Annotated in this window: 21 protein-coding genes; 9 read left to right on the forward strand and 12 right to left on the reverse strand. The window is 63.5% G+C overall.

Annotated features, from left to right (window positions below):
* Window positions 1–100: 100 nt before the first annotated feature.
* Window positions 101–1,306, reverse strand: coding sequence for a tRNA 2-thiouridine(34) synthase MnmA (mnmA, locus tag HV823_RS10040; protein WP_176949584.1), 1,206 nt, complete (start codon window positions 1,304–1,306; stop codon window positions 101–103).
* A gap of 324 nt (window positions 1,307–1,630) precedes the next feature.
* A complete protein-coding gene (locus HV823_RS10045) occupies window positions 1,631–2,368 on the reverse strand; it encodes a helix-turn-helix transcriptional regulator (RefSeq protein ID WP_176949585.1) in 738 nt (245 codons plus the stop codon).
* A 399-nt stretch (window positions 2,369–2,767) separates the two neighbouring features.
* Between HV823_RS10045 and sciP the strand changes: the two genes are divergently transcribed.
* Window positions 2,768–3,043 (forward strand): CtrA inhibitor SciP, encoded by a 276-nt coding sequence (gene sciP, locus HV823_RS10050; protein ID WP_018327815.1) that lies wholly within the window; start codon window positions 2,768–2,770, stop codon window positions 3,041–3,043.
* Window positions 3,044–3,076: 33 nt separating this feature from the next.
* Here the strand turns inward: sciP and HV823_RS10055 are convergent, their stop codons facing one another.
* Window positions 3,077–3,553: a paraquat-inducible protein A gene (locus HV823_RS10055; protein WP_176949586.1), complete on the reverse strand. Its 477-nt coding sequence runs from the start codon at window positions 3,551–3,553 to the stop codon at window positions 3,077–3,079.
* A 191-nt stretch (window positions 3,554–3,744) separates the two neighbouring features.
* Between HV823_RS10055 and HV823_RS10060 the strand changes: the two genes are divergently transcribed.
* Complete coding sequence (locus HV823_RS10060; protein ID WP_176949587.1) at window positions 3,745–4,026, forward strand: GNAT family N-acetyltransferase; 282 nt, start codon at window positions 3,745–3,747, stop codon at window positions 4,024–4,026.
* A gap of 157 nt (window positions 4,027–4,183) precedes the next feature.
* On the opposite strand, the gene HV823_RS10065 is transcribed toward HV823_RS10060, so the two are convergent.
* Window positions 4,184–4,534 carry a flagellar export protein FliJ gene (locus HV823_RS10065; protein ID WP_097137392.1) on the reverse strand — a complete coding sequence of 117 codons (351 nt, stop codon included), beginning with the start codon at window positions 4,532–4,534 and terminating at the stop codon, window positions 4,184–4,186.
* A gap of 527 nt (window positions 4,535–5,061) precedes the next feature.
* On the opposite strand from HV823_RS10065, the gene ctrA reads away from it, so the two are divergent.
* Window positions 5,062–5,760, forward strand: coding sequence for a response regulator transcription factor CtrA (ctrA, locus tag HV823_RS10070; RefSeq protein WP_097137390.1), 699 nt, complete (start codon window positions 5,062–5,064; stop codon window positions 5,758–5,760).
* Window positions 5,761–5,946: 186 nt separating this feature from the next.
* Here ctrA and HV823_RS10075 read toward each other — a convergent pair whose 3' ends face one another.
* Both HV823_RS10075 and chpT read right to left on the reverse strand, forming a co-directional pair.
* On the reverse strand, window positions 5,947–6,309 hold the full coding sequence (locus tag HV823_RS10075) for a response regulator (protein ID WP_176949588.1): 363 nt from the start codon (window positions 6,307–6,309) through the stop codon (window positions 5,947–5,949).
* Window positions 6,310–6,420: 111 nt separating this feature from the next.
* On the reverse strand, window positions 6,421–7,068 hold the full coding sequence (chpT, locus tag HV823_RS10080; protein ID WP_176949589.1) for a histidine phosphotransferase ChpT: 648 nt from the start codon (window positions 7,066–7,068) through the stop codon (window positions 6,421–6,423).
* A 244-nt stretch (window positions 7,069–7,312) separates the two neighbouring features.
* Here chpT and HV823_RS10085 point away from each other — a divergent pair, with 244 nt between their 5' ends.
* Together HV823_RS10085 and HV823_RS10090 are read left to right on the forward strand one after the other, a co-directional pair.
* Window positions 7,313–7,870 carry a DUF1134 domain-containing protein gene (locus tag HV823_RS10085; protein ID WP_246301131.1) on the forward strand — a complete coding sequence of 186 codons (558 nt, stop codon included), beginning with the start codon at window positions 7,313–7,315 and terminating at the stop codon, window positions 7,868–7,870.
* Between the two features lie 116 nt (window positions 7,871–7,986).
* A complete protein-coding gene (locus HV823_RS10090; RefSeq protein WP_176949591.1) occupies window positions 7,987–9,150 on the forward strand; it encodes a coiled-coil domain-containing protein in 1,164 nt (387 codons plus the stop codon).
* A 20-nt stretch (window positions 9,151–9,170) separates the two neighbouring features.
* Here the strand turns inward: HV823_RS10090 and HV823_RS10095 are convergent, their stop codons facing one another.
* Complete coding sequence (locus HV823_RS10095) at window positions 9,171–10,001, reverse strand: TrmH family RNA methyltransferase (RefSeq protein WP_176949592.1); 831 nt, start codon at window positions 9,999–10,001, stop codon at window positions 9,171–9,173.
* A 6-nt stretch (window positions 10,002–10,007) separates the two neighbouring features.
* Complete coding sequence (locus HV823_RS10100) at window positions 10,008–10,394, reverse strand: hypothetical protein (RefSeq protein ID WP_176949593.1); 387 nt, start codon at window positions 10,392–10,394, stop codon at window positions 10,008–10,010.
* Between the two features lie 37 nt (window positions 10,395–10,431).
* On the opposite strand from HV823_RS10100, the gene HV823_RS10105 reads away from it, so the two are divergent.
* Both HV823_RS10105 and rpoH read left to right on the forward strand, forming a co-directional pair.
* A complete protein-coding gene (locus HV823_RS10105; RefSeq protein ID WP_176949594.1) occupies window positions 10,432–11,460 on the forward strand; it encodes an RluA family pseudouridine synthase in 1,029 nt (342 codons plus the stop codon).
* Window positions 11,461–11,728: 268 nt separating this feature from the next.
* The gene (rpoH, locus tag HV823_RS10110; RefSeq protein ID WP_176949595.1) at window positions 11,729–12,634 is read left to right on the forward strand and encodes an RNA polymerase sigma factor RpoH; all 906 of its coding nucleotides are present in this window, start codon (window positions 11,729–11,731) and stop codon (window positions 12,632–12,634) included.
* A gap of 92 nt (window positions 12,635–12,726) precedes the next feature.
* On the opposite strand, the gene HV823_RS10115 is transcribed toward rpoH, so the two are convergent.
* Both HV823_RS10115 and HV823_RS10120 read right to left on the reverse strand, forming a co-directional pair.
* The gene (locus tag HV823_RS10115) at window positions 12,727–15,087 is read right to left on the reverse strand and encodes a hypothetical protein (RefSeq protein ID WP_246301087.1); all 2,361 of its coding nucleotides are present in this window, start codon (window positions 15,085–15,087) and stop codon (window positions 12,727–12,729) included.
* A 133-nt stretch (window positions 15,088–15,220) separates the two neighbouring features.
* Window positions 15,221–16,525, reverse strand: coding sequence for an adenylosuccinate synthase (locus tag HV823_RS10120; RefSeq protein WP_176949597.1), 1,305 nt, complete (start codon window positions 16,523–16,525; stop codon window positions 15,221–15,223).
* Window positions 16,526–16,720: 195 nt separating this feature from the next.
* Between HV823_RS10120 and HV823_RS10125 the strand changes: the two genes are divergently transcribed.
* Together HV823_RS10125 and HV823_RS10130 are read left to right on the forward strand one after the other, a co-directional pair.
* The gene (locus tag HV823_RS10125; protein ID WP_176949754.1) at window positions 16,721–17,608 is read left to right on the forward strand and encodes a DMT family transporter; all 888 of its coding nucleotides are present in this window, start codon (window positions 16,721–16,723) and stop codon (window positions 17,606–17,608) included.
* A gap of 152 nt (window positions 17,609–17,760) precedes the next feature.
* Complete coding sequence (locus HV823_RS10130; protein ID WP_176949598.1) at window positions 17,761–18,180, forward strand: GlcG/HbpS family heme-binding protein; 420 nt, start codon at window positions 17,761–17,763, stop codon at window positions 18,178–18,180.
* A gap of 177 nt (window positions 18,181–18,357) precedes the next feature.
* Here HV823_RS10130 and serA read toward each other — a convergent pair whose 3' ends face one another.
* Together serA and HV823_RS10140 are read right to left on the reverse strand one after the other, a co-directional pair.
* Window positions 18,358–19,953, reverse strand: coding sequence for a phosphoglycerate dehydrogenase (serA, locus tag HV823_RS10135; RefSeq protein ID WP_176949599.1), 1,596 nt, complete (start codon window positions 19,951–19,953; stop codon window positions 18,358–18,360).
* 88 nt (window positions 19,954–20,041) lie between these two features.
* Window positions 20,042–21,220: a phosphoserine transaminase gene (locus HV823_RS10140; protein WP_176949600.1), complete on the reverse strand. Its 1,179-nt coding sequence runs from the start codon at window positions 21,218–21,220 to the stop codon at window positions 20,042–20,044.
* Between the last annotated feature and the right edge of the window lie 264 nt (window positions 21,221–21,484).

Consider the following 21,484-nt stretch of genomic DNA (forward strand, 5'->3'; position numbering starts at 1 on the left):
GTTCGGGACGGGCGGCTTATAGGGTGCCCTTGCCTCAAGTGTCAAGCGCCGTTTCCCGCAAAAATGCATAGCCGCGCAAAGGCTTGTGAATTGTCCCGCTTCAGGCAGCCGTCGGCATGGAAAGAACGCGCTTCAGGGCCGCTTCTGCGGAGGATTCGCGCTCGGAGCGGGCGATGAAGCCGCCGCCAAAAATGCGCGCGTCCTCGCCTTCGCCCGAGTAGAGCGCGCAGGCCTGGCCCGGCGCCACCCCGGCCTCGCCTTCCTCAAGCTCGACATAGAGGCCGCCCTCGTCGGCGTTGAGCCTTGCCGGCCGCGGCGGGCGGGTCGAGCGCACCTTGGCAAAGCAGGAGAAGCCGGCAGCGGCGACCGTGTCGAGATCGCCGTCGCCCAGCCAGTTGACGTCGCGCAGATAGAGGCGGCGCGTGTCCAGCGCCTCCTTCGGCCCGACGATCACCCGGCGCGAGCGCGCGTCGAGATAGACGACGTAGAGCGGCTCGCCGGTGGCAATGCCGATGCCGCGCCGCTGGCCGATCGTGTAATGCAGGATGCCCTCGTGCTGCCCGAGCACGCGCCCGTCGATATGCACGATATCGCCCGCCAGCGCCGCGTTCGGCTTCAGCTTGGAAACGATGTCGGAATATTTGCCCTGCGGCACGAAGCAGATGTCCTGGCTGTCCGCCTTCTTGGCGACGACAAGGCCCATCTCCTCGGCAAGCCCCCGCACCTCCGCCTTGCTGAGATGGCCGAGGGGAAAGCGCAGGTAGTCGATCTGTTCCTGCGTGGTGGCGAACAGGAAATAGCTCTGGTCGCGCTCGGCATCCACCGGGCGAAAGAGCGCGCGCCGGCCGGGATCGCCCGGGACGGGATTGGGTCTTGAGCGGATGTAGTGGCCGGTCGCAAGCGCGTCGGCCCCCAGTTCCTTCGCCGTGGCAAGCAGGTCGGCAAACTTGACCGTCTGGTTGCAGGCGACGCAGGGGATCGGCGTTTCGCCGGCGATGTAGCTTTCGGCAAAAGGATTGATGACCGTCTCGCGGAAACGCTTTTCGTAATCGAGAACGTAATGCGGAATGCCGAGCGTCTCGCAGACGCGGCGCGCGTCCTCGATGTCCTGGCCCGCACAGCACGAACCGGCGCGATGCACCGCCGCGCCGTGATCGTAGAGCTGCAGCGTGATGCCGAGCACATCGTAGCCTTCGCGCTTGAGAATGCCGGCGACGACGGACGAATCCACGCCGCCCGACATGGCGACGACGACGCGTGTATCTTCCGGCTTCCTGTCAAAATCGAGACTGTTCACGACATCCATCCGATGGTTCTTGCGCGGGGCATTTGCGATCGCGACGGCGGCAGCGACACAAGCCCCGTCCGGCGCCGCCCGGGCGCCCGTCGCCGACATATAGAAACTTGCGCCCTTCTGGGCAAGGCGGGCGCGAACAAGGGCTGTCCGCTCCGCCGGCAAATGCACGGCCTGCCGCTGATTTCGAGCCCAGAGCGCTGCGCAGCGCGGTTGCGGGCGGCCCGCAAATGCCTTGCGAAACTGCGGGGCGGCTTTGCGACAGCGAAGCGCGCTTAGAGCATTTCCAGCCGAGGCGGCATCGCTTCGGCGTAACCGGATTTCACCGGGATTGCTCTAGATGATCTTCAAACGCAGGGCCGATGCAATGGCCTGCATCCGATTGACCGCGTCCAGCTTCTTGGTCGCCGACTTGAAGTAGCTGCTCACGGTATAGGCGGATATCCCTAATATAATGGCGATCTCGTCGCCGCTCTTGCCGGCTGCGGCCCAGCGCAGACACTCGATCTCTCGGCCCGACAGGCGCTCGCGCGCGGCGGGGCGCGGTGCAAAGGTCTGCTCCAGGCATTCGAACACCTGCACCGAGGTAAAATAGAGCGCCGGGAGCTTTTCCGGGTCCGGCTCGGCCGATTTCCCGGAGTAGACGACGATAAAGGGCTCGGCCGCGGTCGTGTGGAGGAGAAACGCGACCGACGTGGTGAACCCGAAGCGTTCCGCAAGCCCCGATGCGATGTCCGCGGCTTGCCGCGGCGCCAACAGCTCCGCACCGCCTGTGACCGGCCGCTTCGTCTGCGCCACGTCGGTGACGAGACGGCTTTCATGGAAGACGCCAAGGCCGTCATAGCTGCGCACCATTTCGGTCGGCCAGTTGCTGATCACCAGCCGCTCGGCGAACCCGAGCCGTTCGCTCTCCGGAAACCGGGCAACGAGGAAGTGGCTGAAATCGAAATGTTCGGCACAACGGCGAAAGAGGCGCAGCACCTCATATTCCGTGCGTACCCCTTCCAGCGCGCCGCCACTCAGGAAATCGGCCTGCCGCTGCTGGTTCATCAATAGATTGTCTGCGTATGTCATCGATGGACCTCAAGCCCCGGCTCGGCTGAAGCTGCTCTGCACCGTTGCTCATGCTGAAAAGAAGGCATCTCCGGAAACCCCGGAAGGACAAGAGACATGACGCTTGCGCGGCGACGATACGCGGCTACGACCGGCGCGGCACGGCCCCTGATCCATAGCCATGTAGCAGAGGCAACATCTTGCTGGATATAGCGAATTCTCGTGGTGCATACTTGTACGGCACGCCACGGCCCGCAAGTTTCGGAATAGACCCCGGCATCAGCATCCGCACGCACTGCGACAGTCTTGTTCAACCGGATCGTTTCAATTGTTAGCGAATTGTTACGGTTAGCTTAGGCAAATTTTAAATGTGGCAAACTACAGTCCGATCATATGGTCTTGTGTGTAGTAGAGAGTCCTATGACCGAAATGATACGACCCCGCGTTAAGTATGTCATCGGCCCCGATGGCAGTCCCTTGACGATCGCCGATCTGCCGCCCGCCAATACGCGGCGCTGGGTCATCCGCAGGAAGGCTGAAGTCGTGGCCGCCGTACGCGGTGGCCTGCTGAGCCTCGAGGAAGCCTGCGAGCGTTACACGCTGACGGTCGAGGAATTCCTTTCCTGGCAGTCCTCCATCAATGATCACGGTCTGGCGGGTCTGCGCACCACGCGCATCCAGCAGTACCGGCACTAGTCCAGGCACTGACCGCCTGCATCCTCCCCTTCTTCACTGCGGCCGCACTCGTTGCGGCCGCAGTTGCATTTGCAGCAGACCCGTCATGATCGCCGAGGCGGTATAGAACCACAGCCCCGGCTGCGTGAAGGCTTCCGCGACCCCGCTCGTCTTTGCCGCGAAGATGACGAGTGCGACCAGCATGACATCCACCATCGACCACCGCGCCAACAAAGGCAGCAGCTTGGCAAACAGCCGCTCGTGCGGTCCCCCTTCCGCTTCCCCTTCCACCGGCGCGGTCACCTCGAAGGCGATCGCGATCAGCTTGATCACCGGAAAGACGATCGACAGCAACCCGACGACCGCGGCCAGGGTCCGGTTCTCCTCCACCCAGAGATAAGCGACGATGCCGAACAGCGACGGCGTCTCGCTGAAGAAGTAGAGCTTCTCGAACAACACCAGCGGCAGAACCATCCCGAACGCCAGGGACAGTGTCGAGAGAATGAGCAGGACGGGAACGATCAGCGTCATCGATGGCCTCGCGTGAATTTTCCGCCATGCATAACACCGCGCCACGGCCGATGCAGCATCCGCGCGACCATCCCGCGGTTGTCCGGAACCCAGGGGGGCCACTTTTCTCGAATGCGGGACTATGCAGAGGCGACCTCGGTCCCTACCTCATTCTGAGCTATGGCGAGAAATAGGCAGGGAGAATGCACGCGATGGAGATAAGCAGCACGGAAGACGGTTCGCACGGGCGATACGCGGTCACCGTAGACGGTCATGAGGCGGAAATGACCTATTCCCGCACCTCGCCACGACTCGTCATCATAGACCACACCGGCGTTCCCGACGCGCTACGCGGGCGCGGCGTCGGCCAAGCCCTCGCCCTGCACGCCGTCGAACAGGCGCGGGCCGGCGGCTGGAAGATCATGCCGCTCTGCCCGTTCTTCCGGGCCCAGGCGATGCGGCATCCCAAATGGAGCGATGTGGTAAATCTCTGATCCGGGGGCCTCTTCGACAAACGAGAAGAACCCTCAGGACCGCGAACTCGTTCGGTCATGAGGGTTCTTCCTGAAGGCCGCGCGCAACGACAATGCCGCAATGCGCGTCATCGGCATGACCCGGCCTGGTAGCCGGAGCAGACAGGGCAGATCGGCGTCAGGCGCGGATGCGCACCGCGTTGTCGCGCTCCTCCAGCGCCGATGCCTTGGCAAAATCCGCCTCCGCCTCTTCGAGCGCCAGTTCGGCGGCGTCCTGCTGCACTTTCAGTTCCCGGATGGAAACCAGAAGGTTGTCGGCGCGCTGGCGTGCGGCCTTGGCAAAGGTCGGATAGGCGAAATGACTCGGGTCCGAAATGCCGGACCTTTTTTCTTCGATGGCGATCTGGCTTTCCAGTTCCTTCGACATCCGCTCGAATTCGGACATCATCATCTGTAACTGGTTCAGCTGCCGCCTTTTTTCCTTCACCTGAAATTCCTTCAGGCGAACTAGGCTCTCACGTGACTTCATACGCAATACTCCCGTGGATAGCGAGACCCCGGCACTTCGGCGAACGGCCGGCGCAGGCGCGCAAATCGTCCAACCAACAAGCTTAAGGCATGCTTCGCCTGGTAACAGAGCGAAGCAGACCGACATTTTCACCCGACCAACGAACCGGTTGGACCGGCACCGGCAAAAAAATCTGCCGATATTAACGAAACCCTACCGTTGGTAACCTTTCGTTTACGGGCATCGTTAATCATAGGTCGCATGATTTAAGGGTCGGTAAATGCAAAACCCAAAATGCCGCATGCCTTGTAATCACGAGTCGAAAGAGTCGGTTAGCGCAATTTCCTCACAATGTGGGTGAGGAGTGCACTTTCAAATTTCTACATAAATTCAGGGAGCTGCTAAAATTATTTAACAATTTCGATACATCTTGCCAGAGTGAATCAGAATTTGTTAACCATTCGGTGGCAGCCTCAAATCAGGCAACGACTGGATCCGTATCGTGTAGAGGGGCCAGGACACCTTGAGCGGCGGAAAAGGGGACATAGATGCGGGTACTACTCATTGAGGACGATAGCGCGACAGCGCAGAGCATCGAGTTGATGCTCAAATCCGAAAGTTTCAATGTCTACACGACTGATCTGGGCGAAGAGGGCGTCGATCTCGGCAAGCTCTACGACTACGACATCATCCTGCTGGACCTGAACCTCCCGGACATGTCCGGTTACGAGGTGCTGCGCACGCTGCGCCTGGCCAAGGTCAAGACGCCGATCCTGATCCTCTCCGGCATGGCCGGCATCGAGGACAAGGTGCGCGGCCTCGGCTTCGGCGCCGACGACTACATGACCAAGCCCTTCCACAAGGACGAACTGGTGGCCCGTATCCACGCCATCGTCCGCCGCTCCAAGGGCCATGCACAATCGGTCATCTCCACGGGCGAACTCATCGTCAACCTCGACGCGAAGACAGTTGAAGTCGGCGGCCAGCGGGTTCACCTGACCGGCAAGGAATACCAGATGCTCGAGCTGCTCTCGCTGCGCAAGGGCACCACGCTGACCAAGGAAATGTTCCTCAACCACCTCTATGGCGGCATGGACGAGCCGGAACTGAAGATCATTGACGTCTTCATCTGCAAGCTGCGCAAGAAGCTTGCGAACGCCGCCGGCGGCGCCAACTACATCGAGACCGTATGGGGCCGCGGCTACGTGCTGCGCGAGCCCGACGGCGATTATCTCGAAAGCGCCTGATCGCGCCTGCAACCACTCGGCAAACATCAAAACCCGCCCTTCGAAGGCGGGTTTTTTGTTGCCGGGAAAATGGTCCGGCATCATACATCGGATCGGATCGTCTCGAACACGCAAGGTTGCCAAATGCAAATCGCGGCAGCGAGGCCCGCTACCGCGTTCAAGACTTCCCAAATCCTCGCGAAGGGGTCAGGCTGCGATGGAGAGGTTGGCGAAGACGCTCGTGAGGATCTTGCGGTCGAACGGCTTCAGCAGGAAATCGTCGGCCCCTGCCCGCTTGCCCATCATCATCTTCCTCAGGTCGGCCTCTACGACGCAGTAGAAGATGCGCACCGTCTCGCCCTTGGGCAGCATGCGGATATTGCCGATCAGTTCCAGTGCGCCGTCCATGGTAGAATCGACAATGACAACGTTCGGCAGTTCAGCTTCGCAGCGCACCAGCGCCTCGAGCGAATTCGACGCTTCGAGAACCAGGTAATCCAGGCCTGAAAGGATTCGTTTCCCGACCTTGCGGACGACGTCCGAGCCGTCCGCAATCATGATGCGCCGCATCGCCTGCTCCAGTTCCCCGCTCGCGGGAGCGGTCAATCATGAAGCAAGTGTAGCGGTATCTGGCAAACAAAAGGTTACCGCCCGGCGCAGCACAGCCGCCGGGCCGCACGCTCAGCCGGCGACGATCTTCGCCACGAAGGTGATTTCCTCCGGCGAGGAGACGATGTCGAGCTGCATCCCGGCTTCGTTCGCCAGAAGCACCGTGTAGTAGGGCTGGATACTGTGGGCGTCGACGGCCTCTTCCAGCTGGCCGGAAAGCATCTCGTTGAACTTCGGCGGCACGCGCAGCATGCGCCCCTTGGCCGTCAGGCGGAATTCGGCGTCGAGTTCCGGGCGCTCGAGCGTCACGTCGATCGAACCGCCGCGCGGGATCGCGCCATAGGCGACGAGGAACAGATTGAGAAGAAGCTTCACGCGGTTCTTGGCAATGATGGCGCGCGGCCCGCTCCAGGTGATTTCCGTCTTCTTCTCGGCTGCGGCGAAGTCGCGGGCAGCCTTCTCGGCCTCACCGGTATCGATTGACGCGCCGACCGAACCAGAGGCGCCGAATGCGAGGCGCGCGAACTTCAGCCGCACCGAAGCGTTCTGCGCGCTCGTGCGGATCAACTCCATCGCATCTTCGTCCGCCCCGCCCTCGTCGAGCAGTTCCAGACCGTTGTTGATCGCACCGACGGGCGAAATGACGTCGTGGCACACGCGGCTGCACAGCAGCGCCGCCAGGTCTGGACCGCTCAGAGTGAGGTTCGGATTCTTTGCCATGAAGGTCTCCAAAATGCCGGCAGCCGCCAAGGCTCCGTTTGCAACCGGCGGGCTTCGCACAGTCCCAATCGACACTTAACACGCGAAAATAACGCGAAGCAGTTTCAATTAGAAGTCAGCCATAAAGACACCACATTTGGTAAACCGATTGTTAACATGATGCGGTCAAATTGACAGTCATGAAGATGTCCCGAACCACGACGAGGGAATAAACATGCGTGTTTCGAATTTGACCAGGCGCACGATGCTGCTTTCCGCGATGGGCGCGTTGACGTCCATCGCAATTCCGACCGCCACCCATGCCCAGAGCACGGGTGGCTCGACCTATAGCGTGCAGGAGATCGTCGATGCCGGCCACAGCTTCTTCGGCTCCACCACCGGGGGCCTTGCAAAGATCGTGGAGCGCGCCTTCGAATCCTACGGCCTTCCGAACGGCTACATTCTCGGCCAGGAAGGCTCGGGCGCCTTCGTTGCCGGCCTGACCTATGGCGAAGGTGAGATGAACACCAAGAATGCCGGCAGCCACCCGGTGTTCTGGCAGGGCCCGTCCCTCGGCCTCGACTGGGGCGGACAGGGCAGCCGCACGATGATGCTCGTCTATAACCTCCCCGACGTCAACGCGCTCTACACGCGGTTCGCCGGCGTCTCGGGCGCTGCCTATGTGGTCGCCGGCGTCGGGATGACGGTGCTGACCGAGCAGAACATGGTCATCGTCCCGATCCGCACCGGCCTCGGTGCACGGCTCGGCGTCAATGCCGGCTATCTGAAGCTGACCCGCAACCCCACCTGGAACCCGTTCTGAGTGCAGTTTACCACCGTAACCGAAATTGCTCGCGCAGCCTCTGTGCAACGGGGCTGCGTCGGCTATATTGGCCCAGGGGTCACGGGGGATGACCGAAGAACGGGACCTGCAGCGTTGTGATTGAATATGCCCTGCTTTTCGCCCTCGGCTTCCTGGCAGCCACGCTGGTCGGGTTGCTTGTCGCGCCTGCGATCCAGCGCCGCATCGTCGCCTACACCGAGAACCGGATGAAGGCGACAACGCCGCTGAGCCCGCAGGAAGTGCGCGCGCAGACGGACATGGCCCGCGCCGTCTTTGCGGCAGAAAACGCCCGGGTGTCGCAGAGCTTGGTTCGCGAACGGGAAAAGGGCACGCGGCTTGCCGTGCAGAACGAGGCGCTGAAGCGCGACGTCAGCCGGCTTGCCGCCGACAATGCCGACCTGCAGGCGCATATCGAGGACATGAACGTCGATGCCGGCGATCTGCGCTCCTCGCTCCGCCACGACGAACAGAAATTCGCCCAGTTGAAGGCCCAGCTTGAGGCATCCGACCAGGAAATCCTGCACAAGAAGCGTGAAATAGAGATCCTCAACGCCAATCGCGACCTCGTCCAGAGCGACCTGAACGACCATATGATCGCCCTTGCCGCGAAGGAAACCGAGATCGAGAACCTCGGAAGCAGGCTGCTGGCCCTGCGCCACGAGCGCGACAAGCTGGTCGAAGGCCTGCGCGTTGCGCAAGCCAATCTCAAGGAAACCAGCCTCAAGCTCTCGCGCGAGGTGAGCAGGGCCCGGCAACTCGAAAGTGAGCTTTCCCGCGAGCAGAACCAGAGCGCCGGCAATGATGCCGCGCCGGAACGCCGCGTTGCCGAGGTGGACAGGCTGCGCGACAAGCTGAAAAACCACACTCCCGACACCAGGCCCCAGGCCGCCATTACACACACATCGGAAATGAAGCCTCTCCTCGCCGCCCCTGCCGAAATCCCGCTTATCGAACACGACCGTGAGTCCGCGTCAGGAAACGGTGCGAGCGTTCTGGACCTCCTCTCGCTGGAGGCTGACGTGCGCGACCGTAGCGCCGCGATCACCCAGCGGCTTTCCGAAGCGCCGACCGAGGCAACCGATGCGGCACTGCGCGAGGAGATGGCGGACGTTGCGGCCAAGATGATCGTCCTGACCGATGCGCACGAGGGCGACGCCTCGCCGATCCGCAGCCTGCTGGACCAGGCGCCGCCGGCAAACGGATCGGGCCGGCTCAGCCTCGCCAGCCGCGCCAAGAACATGCTTCCGCCGCAGGAATAATCCGGCCCCGCCCGGCCCTCTCAGCCGATCCGTCCCTTCGACAAGGCCATCTGATAGAGCGCGATGCCGCAGGCCGTTGCGACATTGAGGCTATCCAGGCCGGGGGCCTGCGGCACCCGCGCCGTATGGAACTGCGACAGGATCGTACCGGGCAACCCCTCGCCTTCCGTTCCCGCGACCAGCGCCAGCCGCGCGGACGGCGCGATCTGCCCGATGGCCGTCTCGCCTCGCGGCGAAAGCGCCCAGATCGCAAATCCGGCATCGGTGAGGCCCTGCAGCAGATCCCGCGCGCCCTCGCCTCTCGCATAGGGCAGGTTCAGCACCGAGCCGACCGAGACGCGGATCGCCTTCCTGTAGAGCGGATCGCAGCAGGTTTCGTCGAGCAGGATGGCGTCGACACCGAAGGCTGCGGCGTTGCGGAACAGGGCACCCATGTTGTCATGGTTGGAAATGCCGCAGGCGGCAAGCACGAGACTGTCGGCCGGCAGCGATGCGATCAGCGCCTCGATAGAGGGCGGTTCGTCACGCCGACCGATCGCAAGGACGCCGCGATGCATGTCGAAACCCGCGATCCCGTTGAAGATCGACTTCTCCGCGACATAGACCGGAACGTCGGCAGGAATATCCGCCAGGATGGCGGCGAGCCCTGCGAGCCTGTTCTCCAGGATCAGGATCGCTTCCGCGCGAAATCCCCTTTCCCGGACATGGGCCTGCGCCAGCATCCGCAGCACCACGGTTCCCTCGGCGACGAAGCGGCCCTCCCGTCCGACGAGATCGCGCTCGCGGATCGAGCGGAACGCCGCGATGCGCGGATCTTCGCTCTCGGTGATGCGGATCACCTCGCCCGCCACGGCCCGTTACCGGCCGCCGACGTCGATATCGGCGATGACGCGCCCGGCGGCGATGTCGAACAGAATCGCCTTGCGGGCACCATCGGAGAGTGTGCCGTAGAACAGGATCTGCCCGTCCGACTGGGACACCGACGACACGGTGAAGCCGTCCGGAAGCGTCACTGAACCGCTGACGGGCGCATCGCTCGGAACGCTGAGGCCTGCGGAAAGACGGCTTTCGGGCTTGCCATCCGTCCGCGTCACCTTATAGACAATGGCCGCAAGCACCGCCATGAACATGACGAGCATGATGCCACCGGAGACGAGCTGCAGGCGAACCATCTTGCGCCGGACATTCTCCATGGCCGGATCGAGCGGCTTTTCTTCCTGTTCATCTGCATCGAGATTCGACATAGGCGCTAGCGTCTCCGACAGTCAGGACAATCTTTGAATGAGCGCCCCCTTTAAACAAGCCGACGACACAAGGAAAGTCCTGACAGCGGACGAGGATGCCGCAGGCCGCATCGACGCGTGGCTTGCAGCGACCCTGGGCGGCGAATATTCGCGCAGCCGCATCAAGGCGCTGATCGAGCAGGGTGCGGTGCTCGTCAACGGCACCGCCGTCAGCGAACCGAAGCGCAAGATCCATCCGGGCGATACGATCGCGATCGAACTGCCCGAGCCGGAAGATCCGGAACCGCAGGGCGAGGATATCCCCCTGGAGGTTCTCTATGAGGATGACGACCTGATCGTGCTCGTCAAGCCGGCCGGCCTGGTCGTGCATCCCGGCGCCGGCAACTGGACCGGCACTCTGGTCAATGCGCTGATCCATCACTGCGGCACCAGCCTTTCCGGCATCGGCGGCGTGCGCCGGCCCGGCATTGTCCATCGTCTCGACAAGGAAACGAGCGGCGTCATGGTTGCGGCGAAGAATGACGCGGCACACAGGCACCTGTCCGCCCAGTTCGCCGACCACGGCCGCAACGGGCCGCTGGAGCGCGCCTACCAGGCCGTCGTCTGGGGCCGGCCGCGCCAGCTGCGCGGCACCATCGACGCCCCCCTCGGCCGAGCCGGCGACCGCACGAAGCGCGCCGTCAAGCGCGAGGAGAGCGAAGACGCCCGCGAAGCGATTACCCACTACGAGGTCATCGAGCGCTACGGCGAGAAGCCGGACTCCACGTGCCTCGCCTCGCTGGTGGAATGCCAGCTGGAAACCGGGCGCACCCACCAGATCCGCGTCCACATGGCCCATATCGGCCACCCCCTGCTCGGCGACCCGGAATATGGTGCCGCCTTCCGCACCAAGGCCAACCTCCTGCCCGATCAGGCGCGCGCCGTGGTCAACGGCTTCCACCGGCAGGCGCTGCACGCCTACATGCTGCAGTTCGAACATCCGACGACCGGCGAGGTCATGCGCTTCGAGGCGCCCGCCCCGGCCGATCTGGACGCGCTCCTGGATGCGCTTCGGGCGATCGGCTGACCGCCGCAAAGCCTGGTTCCCCTTGAAAACGCGGGCTTTCGGCACGACATATTGCCTTGTCGCACAAGGCTGCACTCCTCCCTCCGGTTTTCACGGTCCCGTGAAAGCACCGGCGCTTGAACCATTGTTTCGCCATACCTATCTATCATCGTGGCGGGGTCGACATGTCCCGCCCCGGAGCATGATCCGCAAACGGAGAACCATTGCGGGCTAGGGCTCCGATCAAGGCTTGCCTGACAAGGAAGCCGCTTCAAGGAAGGGGTGCTCGATGGCCCGAAATACATTGCCGTCCATCGCGGCCGGCGAAGGCGGTCTCAACCGCTATCTCGACGAAATCCGCAAATTTCCGATGCTTGAGCCGCAGCAGGAATACATGCTGGCCAAGCGTTACCAGGAACATGATGACCGCAACGCTGCCCATCAGCTTGTGACGAGCCATCTGCGCCTCGTCGCCAAGATCGCCATGGGCTATCGCGGCTACGGCCTGCCGATCGGCGAAGTCATTTCCGAGGGCAACGTCGGCCTGATGCAGGCCGTCAAGAAATTCGATCCCGAGCGCGGCTTCCGCCTCGCCACCTACGCCATGTGGTGGATCAAGGCGGCGATCCAGGAATACATCCTGCGCTCCTGGTCGCTCGTGAAGATGGGCACCACCGCTAACCAGAAGCGGCTGTTCTTCAACCTGCGTCGCATGAAGGGCAAGATCCAGGCGATCGACGACGGCGATCTGCGCCCCGATCAGGTCACCGAGATTGCCACCAAGCTGCAGGTGTCCGAGGAAGAAGTCGTCTCGATGAACCGCCGCCTGTCGGGCGACGCGTCGCTGAATGCACCGATCAAGGCCAGCGAAGGCGATTCCGGCCAGTGGCAGGATTGGCTCGTCGACGACCGCGACAGCCAGGAAGAGACGTTGATCGAACAGGACGAACTGGAAACCCGGCGCGCCATGCTGGCGCGTGCGATGAGCGTCCTGAACGACCGCGAACGGCGCATCTTCGAGGCCCGCCGCCTTTCCGAGGATCCGGTGACGCTGGAAGAGCTTTCGACCGAGTTCGACATCAGCCGCGAACGCGTGCGCCAGATCGAGGTCCGCGCCTTCGAGAAGGTTCAGGAAGCGGTACAGAAGTTTGCTGCCGAACAGGCAAGTGCCGTCCGCGTCATAGAGCAGGCTTAAGCCTCCGACGGTCTCAAAGCGACCGCCCAGATAAAAAGAACCCCGCAAGGCCTGCGCCATGCGGGGTTTTTCTTTGTCGGTCCGGACGAGCTTTACTGGCTGTCCGCCGGTCCGAGCGCGTTCCAGGCGTTCATGACGGTGTTGAACACCTCCGCTCCCGATGCGCCCTTCTCCAGCGTAATTAGCGCGCGGCGGCCGTTGCGGTAGGTGACCGGAATGTCGATCCAGTCGCGGCTCTTCAGAAGCTCGTTGTTGCGGCTGATCGCATCCGGAAAATCGTTCAGCGCGATCATGTGGAAGTCTTCCGTGATCTTGGCCGGAACCGCGATCAGCGGGTCGCCGCGATCCTGCTCGGTGCGCTTCATCGCCACGCGCTGGACGCTGTCGATGCTGCCGCCCTCGAAGTTCGGCGGCAGCGCGAAGACGATCTCCACCAGATGGCTTGCCGGCAACGACTTGTCCGCATTGCGGCGGATCGTCACCTGCGCGGTCAGGCCGTTGGAAGGCGCATTGATCTGCGCACGGATCACCGGTTCGGGCTTGGCGTCACCGCCGGGCGATTCTTCCGCCTGCGACCATACCACCGTTCCGTCGATCGCCGTCGGAGCGGACTGGCCGAGCCTTTCCTCGTAGAGGAACATCTTCTGCGTCACGCCGAGCGGCGCCTGTTCGGCGGCCGACGGGTTCGCGGTCGGCGCGCCGGGCGAAGCCGGAGCGGTCTGTGCCGCGTCCTGCGAGGGCGTCGGTGTCGGCTCCGTTCCTGCGGCGGCAGGTACGGACGCACCGTCGGCGGCATTGGTACCGTCGGTCGCCGGGGTTGCGGCACCGGGCTCGGCGGAGGCCACTTCGGTCGACTGCTCGGCCACGGACTTGCCCTCCTCCGAGGAGGCCTCGCCAACGACGGGCGCGGGGCCCTCGTCGGATTCCGTTCCGTCCGGCAGCAGCCGCTGCGTAAACTTGCTGCTGGTCGGCTCCGCAGATGCAACTTCGGTGTCGCCCGGCCGACCTGCGCCGTTCGTGCCTGCCGTCGGCGTTGCGGAACCGTCCGTCGCGCCATTTGCCGGCGCTTCGTCAGTGGCGGCAGGTGCGGTGAGATCGGCAACCATCTGGTCCACCGCGTCGCGGTTCAGCCAGTAGGCAGCGCCAGCACCGCCGACGACCGCGAGCACCGCGGCCAGCGCACCGATCTTGGCAAGGCTGACGCCGCGTTTGCGGGGTTCTGCCCGGTAGGGTCGCTGGCCGTTGCGCACGGCGGCCTCGGTAACGCCGGAAGCGTCAAACGAGTCCTCGACGGCAGCAGCCTTCTCCGGCTCTGCCGCGCCCGCCTTCGGCTGATACCCGATGAGGTCCTCGAGATCGCCCCAGGCATTCTCGGCAGGCTTCTTCGCCTGATCCGGGGTCTTCGTCTCTTCGGGCCAGTTCCAGTCGTTGGCGAACTCGCCGCTGGCCTCGCCTGCGGTAGGGGCAGGGGCCGGCTCGTTGCGCGGGCTCTCGTCCCAAGCATTTTCGGAAGGCGGCGTCGATGCAGGAAACTCGTGGAGCGTAAAGCCCGAATCGGATCGCTCCGCCGTCCAGTTCGCCGGTGCCGCAGCAGCAGGCATTTCGAAGGACGCCTCGACTGCCGGCGGTTCCGCCCGGTTGGCCGGCTCGATGGCGTGCTCTTCCTGGTATGCAGGTTCTTCGTAGGCGGGTTCTTCGTAGGCGGGTGCGCCTGCCTGCTCGACGAAAGCGGTGTGATCGTAGGCCGGATCCTGAACGGGTTCGAGACCGATATAGGCGGGCACCTCGGACGGCGCCTCCGCGGCATCGGGATGGGCCGATGTCTCGACGTAAGTCTGATGCGGCTCTTCGACGGGTTCGGCCGGCTCGGCATGAGGTACCTCATGCATCGGCTCATAGGCCGTCTCCGCCTGCCAGCGCTCCTGCTCGGGTTCGGGCTCGACGGTCGCCGATGTCGGCCGAACATCTTCCACCGGCTCGTCATATTCGACGGCGGCAGGCGGCGCTTCGCGAGCGAACTCGGGCTCCGCTGCTGGATGAACGACATGCACCTCTTCTGCAGGGCCAGGTTCGGCAGGCCCGGTCTCGGCTGGCCAACTCTCGGCAAGTCCAGTTTCGGCTGGCGCAGGTGCTGGCGGCTCCGCCGGAGCGGCTTCGACGGGTTCGTCATGCGTGGCAGCAGGGGCAGGCTCCGCCCAGGAAGCCGCAGCAACCGGCGGCGCCTCTGGTTCGGGCGGCGAATAAGCTTCGGGCTCCTGGAACGCCGTCGCATCGTCTTCGACCGTCAGATCCTCCGCCGGCAGGGCGACCGCGTGCTCGCTCTCGACCTCCGAGATCGCGGCTTCGAGCTTGTCCAGCTGACGCTGCACAAGCTCGTCCGACGGACGGGGATTCATGGCTTCCAGCTGCCTGCGCACCGCGCCGCGGGCCTTGTCGTAGACCTTGACCCGCATGTCCGGAGAATTGTCCGTGAGGCCATCAACGGCCCTACGAATGACTGCTACAAAATCCGCCATAAGAACTTTCTCGTGATCTCCGGCCTTATATGGTCGCGAATCCGGTCCGGAAGAAGTGTCAAATCAAATCTTAGTCCTCGAAGGGATCGGTCACAAGTATGGTATCGTCGCGCTCGGGGCTCGTCGACAAAAGCGCGACCGGCGCGCCGATCAGCTCTTCGACCTGGCGGACATACTTGATGGCCTGCGCCGGCAGGTCGGCCCACTTGCGGGCGCCCACCGTCGATTCCTTCCAGCCTTCCAGCGTGATGTACTTCGGCACGACGCGGGCCTGCTGGCCCTGGCTTGCCGGAAGGTGGTCGATCTCCTCGCCGTCCAGCGTGTAGCCGACGCAGATCTTCAGTTCGTCGAGCCCGTCGAGAACGTCGAGCTTGGTCAGAGCGATGCCGGTGATGCCATTGGTTGCGACCGACTGGCGCACGAGTGCCGCGTCGAACCAGCCGCAACGGCGCTTGCGCCCCGTGACCGTGCCGAACTCATGGCCGCGCTCACCGAGGAACTGGCCGATCTCGTCGGTCAGTTCGGTCGGGAACGGCCCCTCGCCGACGCGGGTCGTATAGGCCTTGGTGATGCCGAGGATGTAGCCGAGCGAGCCCGGCCCCATGCCAGAGCCCGCAGCCGCCTGTCCGGCGACCGTATTGGAGGAGGTGACATAGGGATAGGTGCCGTGGTCGATGTCGAGCAGCGAGCCCTGCGCACCCTCGAACAGGATGCGCGCGCCGCGCCGGCGCTCACGGTCGAGCATCAGCCAGACGGTGTCGCGGAAGGGCAGCACGCGGTCGGCGACGGACGTCAGTTCCTGCATGATCGTGTCGTGGCTGATTTCCGGTTCGCCCAGGCCGCGCCGCAGCGCGTTGTGGTGCGTCAGAAGGCGCTCGACCTTGGCCGAGAGCGTGTCGATATCGGCGAGGTCCATCACGCGGATGGCGCGCCGGCCGACCTTGTCCTCATAGGCCGGGCCGATGCCGCGGCGCGTGGTGCCGATCTTGACGCCGCCATTGGACTTCCCCGCCGCATCCTCGCGGATCCCGTCCAGCTCGCGATGGAGCGACAGGATGAGGGTGGCGTTGTCGGCGATGCGCAGGTTGTCAGGGGTGATCGTCACCCCCTGCCCTGCCAGCTTGTCGATCTCGGCGCAGAGGGCATGCGGATCGACGACGACGCCGTTGCCGATGACCGCCATCTTGCCGGGGCGAACCACGCCGGAGGGAAGAAGCGACAGCTTGTAGCTGGTGCCGTCGATCACCAGGGTATGGCCGGCATTGTGACCGCCCTGGAAACGGACGACGATGTCGGCGCGCTCCGAAAGCCAGTCGACAATCTTGCCCTTGCCTTCATCACCCCACTGGGAACCGATCACCACGACATTGGTCATTTCGTCTTTCCTGCTTCTTGCGCACGGCATGGCGCGCACTGTGAAAACCCGCGCATCTATACTGTGTAGTTTCGGCGAAAGCGACCCTGTTGTACCGCCGCAACCTGCTTTTTGCATGGCGTTTGCGGCAATTTCGGCCTATGCCTGCGCTTGCCTCACGCTTCGCCCGTCCTTAACGCTTCCCGCAAGATGCATCTGAACCGAAAAGCTTACGCCTATCTCAGCATCACGTCGCTCTTCTGGGGCGCGAATTCCGTTGCCGGCAAGATCGCCGTCGGCCACGTCAGCCCGATGATGCTGACGACGCTACGCTGGGTAGTCGCCCTTTGCGTCATTCTTGCGTTCATGAGCCCGCAAATCCGGCGCGACTGGCCGAAGATCAAGCAGCACTGGCTCCAGCTCTTTCTTTACGGCGCGTTCGGCTTCACGCTCTTCAACGCCCTGCTTTATTCGGCGTTGAACTATACCAGCGCCATCAACGTCGTCATTGTCCAGGCCGGCATTCCGATGCTCATCTTCGTGATGAACTTCATGCTCTTCCGCATCCCGGCGTCGCCGGCACAGATCATCGGATTTTCGGTCACTCTCATCGGCGTGCTGGTCACTGCCGCACATGGCAGCTTTGCGACCCTGATGCAGCTGGAATTCAATTTCGGCGACTTGCTCATGCTTCTCGCCTGTCTCGTCTATGCCGGCTATACGGTGTCGCTGCGCTGGAAGCCGACGCTGCATTGGCAAAGCTTCATCGCGGCCCCCGCCTTCGGCGCCCTGATCAGCTCTCTGCCGCTCCTCTGGTGGGAGATCGGCTCGGGCAACGCCATCGCGCCGGACGGGCTCGGCTGGATCATCGTGCTCTATGCCGGGATCTTCCCCTCGCTGATGTCGCAGGTGCTCTATGTTCGCGGCGTGGAGATGATCGGGCCGAACCGCGCCGGGCTCTTCATCAATGCGATCCCCGTCTTCGGCACGATTCTCTCCATCGTCCTCATCGGCGAACCCTTCCACCTTTTCCATTTCGTTGCACTTCTGCTGGTCCTTGGCGGCATCGCCATTGCCGAGATCGGCCGGCCCAAGCAGGGGTGAGGGCCAAGGCTGACAAGGCGGGAAAAGGGGCAAGCCCACACCCGCCCCCACCAGACATTTGTTCCAGCCCGGCAAAGGTCATTGTGCATTCTGCATCGTGCCGCTTTGCAGACCCGCACGTTATTCTGGCGACGAGAGAACAGGAGACTGCCATGACCAGTTACAGAGAAACCATCACGCTTAGCCACAAGGGTGCCGTGGACATGCTTGCCGCAGCCGTGGCGCATGCCGAACAGATCGGCGTGCCGCAGTGCGTCTTCATCGTCGATGCGAGCGGCGAAACGATCGCCAGCATCCGCATGGACGGCGCCAAGTATCTCAGCATGCACACCGCTCGCTCGAAGGCCCGCACCGCCGCGTCGATCAACAACGCCACGGGCGGCATGCCGGCGGAATTCGGCGTCGCTGCGGGCATCGCCTCGCAGGGCGGCGTCACCCACCTTCCCGGCGGCCTGCCGATCCGCTTCGGCGGCAAGCTCGCCGGCGCCATCGGCGTCGGCTCCGGCACCGGCGACCAGGATTTCGAAGTCGCGCGTGCGGCGCTGAAAGCGGTCGGCGCGGAAGCCGTCTGACAGCGACAACATCTGTCGATTACTGGCGAATGCCCCTTCTCCGGTTCCGCCATTCGCCAGATTATGTGACCGCATCTCGACCGGCCCTGCCCCAATCGCCCCATCCCCCTCATGCAGAAAGCCCGCCCCGGATCGCTCCGGCGCGGGCTTCTGTGTTCGTCTTGGGAGGAGACGAAATCAGTCGACGTTGAACACCAGCGGCTTGGCCTGGCGGATCGCCGGATTGGCGCGCAGCTTGTCGAGCACCTCCTCGGATACGGGACCGTCGACATAGAGCAGCGCAATCGCGTCGCCGCCTTCCTTTTCACGGCCGAGCTGGAAGTTGGCGATGTTGACGTTCGCCGCACCCAGCGTCGTTCCAATGAAGCCGATCATGCCGGGAACGTCGGTGTTGGTCAGGTAGACCATGTGGCTGCCGACGTCCGCGTCGAGGTTGATGCCCTTGATCTGGATGAAGCGCGGCTTGCCATCCGAGAAGACCGTGCCGGCGATCGAACGCGTCTGGTTCCCGGTCTTGACCGTCAACTTGATGTAGCCGTCGAACACGCCCGACTTGTCGCGCTTGACCTCGGAAAGGATGATGCCCTTTTCCTTGATCATGATCGGCGCCGAGACCATGTTGACGTCGGCCACCTGCGGGCGGATCAGACCGGCGAGCACCGCGCTCGTCAGCGCCTTGGTGTTCATCGACGCGGTCTGGCCATCGTAGAGGATCTCGATTTCCTTGATCGCGCTTTCGGTAACCTGGCCGACGAAGGCGCCGAGGACGTCGGCCAGCCGGATGAACGGCTTCAGGATCGGCGCTTCCTCGGCGGTGATCGAGGGCATGTTGATGGCGTTGGAAACGGCACCCTTGACGAGGTAGTCCGACATCTGCTCGGCCACCTGCAGGGCGACGTTCTCCTGAGCTTCCGTCGTGGACGCGCCGAGGTGCGGCGTGCAGACGACGTTCGGCAGGCCGAACAGCGGGCTTTCGGTGGCGGGCTCGACCTCGAACACGTCGAAGCCGGCACCGGCGACATGACCCGACTTCAGGGCATCGGCCAGCGCCTTTTCGTCGACAAGGCCGCCGCGGGCGCAGTTGATGATCCGCACGCCCTTCTTGGTCTTGGCGATCGCCTCGGCATTGAGGATACCGCGCGTCTTGTCGGTCATCGGCACGTGCAGGGTGATGAAGTCGGCCTGGGCCAAAAGCTCGTCGAGCTCGACCTTGGTCACGCCCATCTCCTCGGCGCGCTCCTTCGACAGGAACGGATCGTAGGCGAGAACATGCATGCCCAGCCCGATCGCCTTCTTGCAGACGATGCCGCCGATGTTGCCGGCGCCGATGACGCCGAGCGTCTTGCCGGTGATTTCGACGCCCATGAACTTCGACTTTTCCCACTTGCCGGCCTGGGTTGAGGCGTCGGCGGCGGGCAGCTGGCGGGCGACGGCGAACATCAGGGCGATCGCGTGTTCGGCAGTCGTGATCGAGTTTCCGAACGGCGTGTTCATGACGATGATGCCGCGGCGCGAGGCAGCCGGGATGTCGACATTGTCGACACCGATGCCGGCGCGGCCGATGACCTTCAGGTTGGTTGCGGCCGCGATCAGCTTTTCCGTCGCCTTGGTGGCGGAGCGGATCGCAAGGCCGTCGTAATTGCCAATGATCTCAGCAAGCTTTTCCTTGTCCTTGCCGAGTTGCGGCTGGAAATCGACTTCGACGCCGCGGTCGCGGAAGATCTGGACGGCGGTTTCCGACAGTTCGTCGGATACGAGTACGCGAGGTGCCATGGAAGGCCTCCTTGAAAGATCGAATCTGGAACGGGAATGCGGATTGGGGCCTCGCCCCTCCAGGGAGGCGAGGCAAGTCACGCAGAGATCAGGCCGCAGCCTTCGCTAGCGTCGCCTTCTGGGTCTGATAGGCCCAGGTCAGCCAGGGCATCAGCGCCTGCATGTCGGCGGTGTCAATCGTGGCACCTGCCCAGATGCGAAGGCCGGACGGCGCATCGCGGTAGGCGCCGATGTCATAGGCGACGCCTTCCTTCTCGAGAAGCGCCACCATACCCTTGGCAAAGGCAGCCTGCGCGTCGGCGTCGAGTGCCAGAACGTCCTTGTCGGCGATCGTCAGGCAGACCGAGGTGTTGGAGCGGTTCGCCTTGTCCTTCGCGAGGTTGGCGATCCAGTCATTCTTCTCGACGAAATCGAAGATCACTTCGGCATTGGCGTCGGCGCGCGCCATCAGGCCCTTCAGGCCACCGACGGACTTCGCCCACTGCAGCGCGTCGATATAGTCCTCGACGCAGAGCATCGAAGGCGTATTGATCGTCTCGCCGGTGAAGATGCCCTCGATCAGCTTGCCGCCCTTGGTCATGCGGAAGATCTTCGGCAGCGGCCAGGCCGGCACGTAGCTTTCCAGACGGGCGACGGCGCGCGGGGACAGGATCAGGACACCGTGGCCGCCTTCGCCGCCCAGCACCTTTTGCCAGGAGAAGGTGACAACGTCGAGCTTGGCAAAGTCGAGGTTCTGCGCGAATGCGGCAGACGTCGCATCGCAGATCGTCAGGCCCTTGCGGTCGGCCGGGATGAAGTCGGCATTGGGAACGCGCACGCCGGAGGTGGTGCCATTCCAGGTGAAGACCACGTCGCGGTCGAAATCGACGGCGGAAAGGTCGGGGAGCTCGCCATAGGCCGCTTCGAACTTGCGGGCGTCGAGCTTGAGCTGCTTGACCACGTCGGTGACCCAGCCGGCGCCGAAGCTTTCCCAGGCCAGCATGTCGACGCCGCGCTCGCCGAGCAGCGACCACAGCGCCATTTCGACGGCGCCGGTATCGGAGGCGGGCACGATGCCGATGCGGTAGTCCGCCGGCACGTGCAGAATTTCGCGGGTGAGATCGATGGCCTGCTTGAGCTTGGCCTTGCCGACCTTGGCGCGGTGCGAACGACCGAGCGGGGCATCAGCAAGGGCTTCGAGCGACCAACCGGGACGCTTCGAGCACGGGCCAGAAGAGAAATGGGTGTTGTTCGGACGCACGTCCGGCGCGGTGACGGTCTTCGTCATGTTGGCTATCCTTCCAGATAGAAAGCCCTTCGTTGGGGAAGGGTGTCCCGCCGCCGGAAATATGCGAGGTCGGAATCGAAGTCAAGCCGGATATGTCGCGCTGGGGAAAATATTGGGCGCAGCGTGGATGGTCGTGTGCGCTTGTCCGTTTGGACAACAGGTGCCCTGGGCAAGCGTTCGGAACGGTCGTCTTCGGAAGCCACCAGCATTTTCCTCCGTCACCCCGGCCTTGAGCCGGGGTCCAGCGGCGTCGCGTCTGCGACG

The organism is Mycoplana rhizolycopersici, assembly GCF_013378445.1.
GTDB lineage: Bacteria > Pseudomonadota > Alphaproteobacteria > Rhizobiales > Rhizobiaceae > Mycoplana > Mycoplana rhizolycopersici.

Excerpts from the sequence above, each read along its gene's own strand:
- mnmA (WP_176949584.1), bottom strand. The coding sequence starts at position 1,306 with ATGGATGTCGTGAACAGTCTCGATTTTGACAGGAAGCCGGAAGATACA.
- HV823_RS10045 (WP_176949585.1), bottom strand. The coding sequence starts at position 2,368 with ATGACATACGCAGACAATCTATTGATGAACCAGCAGCGGCAGGCCGAT.
- sciP (WP_018327815.1), top strand. The coding sequence starts at position 2,768 with ATGACCGAAATGATACGACCCCGCGTTAAGTATGTCATCGGCCCCGAT.
- HV823_RS10055 (WP_176949586.1), bottom strand. The coding sequence starts at position 3,553 with ATGACGCTGATCGTTCCCGTCCTGCTCATTCTCTCGACACTGTCCCTG.
- HV823_RS10060 (WP_176949587.1), top strand. The coding sequence starts at position 3,745 with ATGGAGATAAGCAGCACGGAAGACGGTTCGCACGGGCGATACGCGGTC.
- HV823_RS10065 (WP_097137392.1), bottom strand. The coding sequence starts at position 4,534 with ATGAAGTCACGTGAGAGCCTAGTTCGCCTGAAGGAATTTCAGGTGAAG.
- ctrA (WP_097137390.1), top strand. The coding sequence starts at position 5,062 with ATGCGGGTACTACTCATTGAGGACGATAGCGCGACAGCGCAGAGCATC.
- HV823_RS10075 (WP_176949588.1), bottom strand. The coding sequence starts at position 6,309 with ATGCGGCGCATCATGATTGCGGACGGCTCGGACGTCGTCCGCAAGGTC.
- chpT (WP_176949589.1), bottom strand. The coding sequence starts at position 7,068 with ATGGCAAAGAATCCGAACCTCACTCTGAGCGGTCCAGACCTGGCGGCG.
- HV823_RS10085 (WP_246301131.1), top strand. The coding sequence starts at position 7,313 with ATGCTGCTTTCCGCGATGGGCGCGTTGACGTCCATCGCAATTCCGACC.
- HV823_RS10100 (WP_176949593.1), bottom strand. The coding sequence starts at position 10,394 with ATGTCGAATCTCGATGCAGATGAACAGGAAGAAAAGCCGCTCGATCCG.
- HV823_RS10105 (WP_176949594.1), top strand. The coding sequence starts at position 10,432 with ATGAGCGCCCCCTTTAAACAAGCCGACGACACAAGGAAAGTCCTGACA.
- rpoH (WP_176949595.1), top strand. The coding sequence starts at position 11,729 with ATGGCCCGAAATACATTGCCGTCCATCGCGGCCGGCGAAGGCGGTCTC.
- HV823_RS10115 (WP_246301087.1), bottom strand. The coding sequence starts at position 15,087 with ATGCGGGTCAAGGTCTACGACAAGGCCCGCGGCGCGGTGCGCAGGCAG.
- HV823_RS10120 (WP_176949597.1), bottom strand. The coding sequence starts at position 16,525 with ATGACCAATGTCGTGGTGATCGGTTCCCAGTGGGGTGATGAAGGCAAG.
- HV823_RS10130 (WP_176949598.1), top strand. The coding sequence starts at position 17,761 with ATGACCAGTTACAGAGAAACCATCACGCTTAGCCACAAGGGTGCCGTG.
- serA (WP_176949599.1), bottom strand. The coding sequence starts at position 19,953 with ATGGCACCTCGCGTACTCGTATCCGACGAACTGTCGGAAACCGCCGTC.
- HV823_RS10140 (WP_176949600.1), bottom strand. The coding sequence starts at position 21,220 with ATGACGAAGACCGTCACCGCGCCGGACGTGCGTCCGAACAACACCCAT.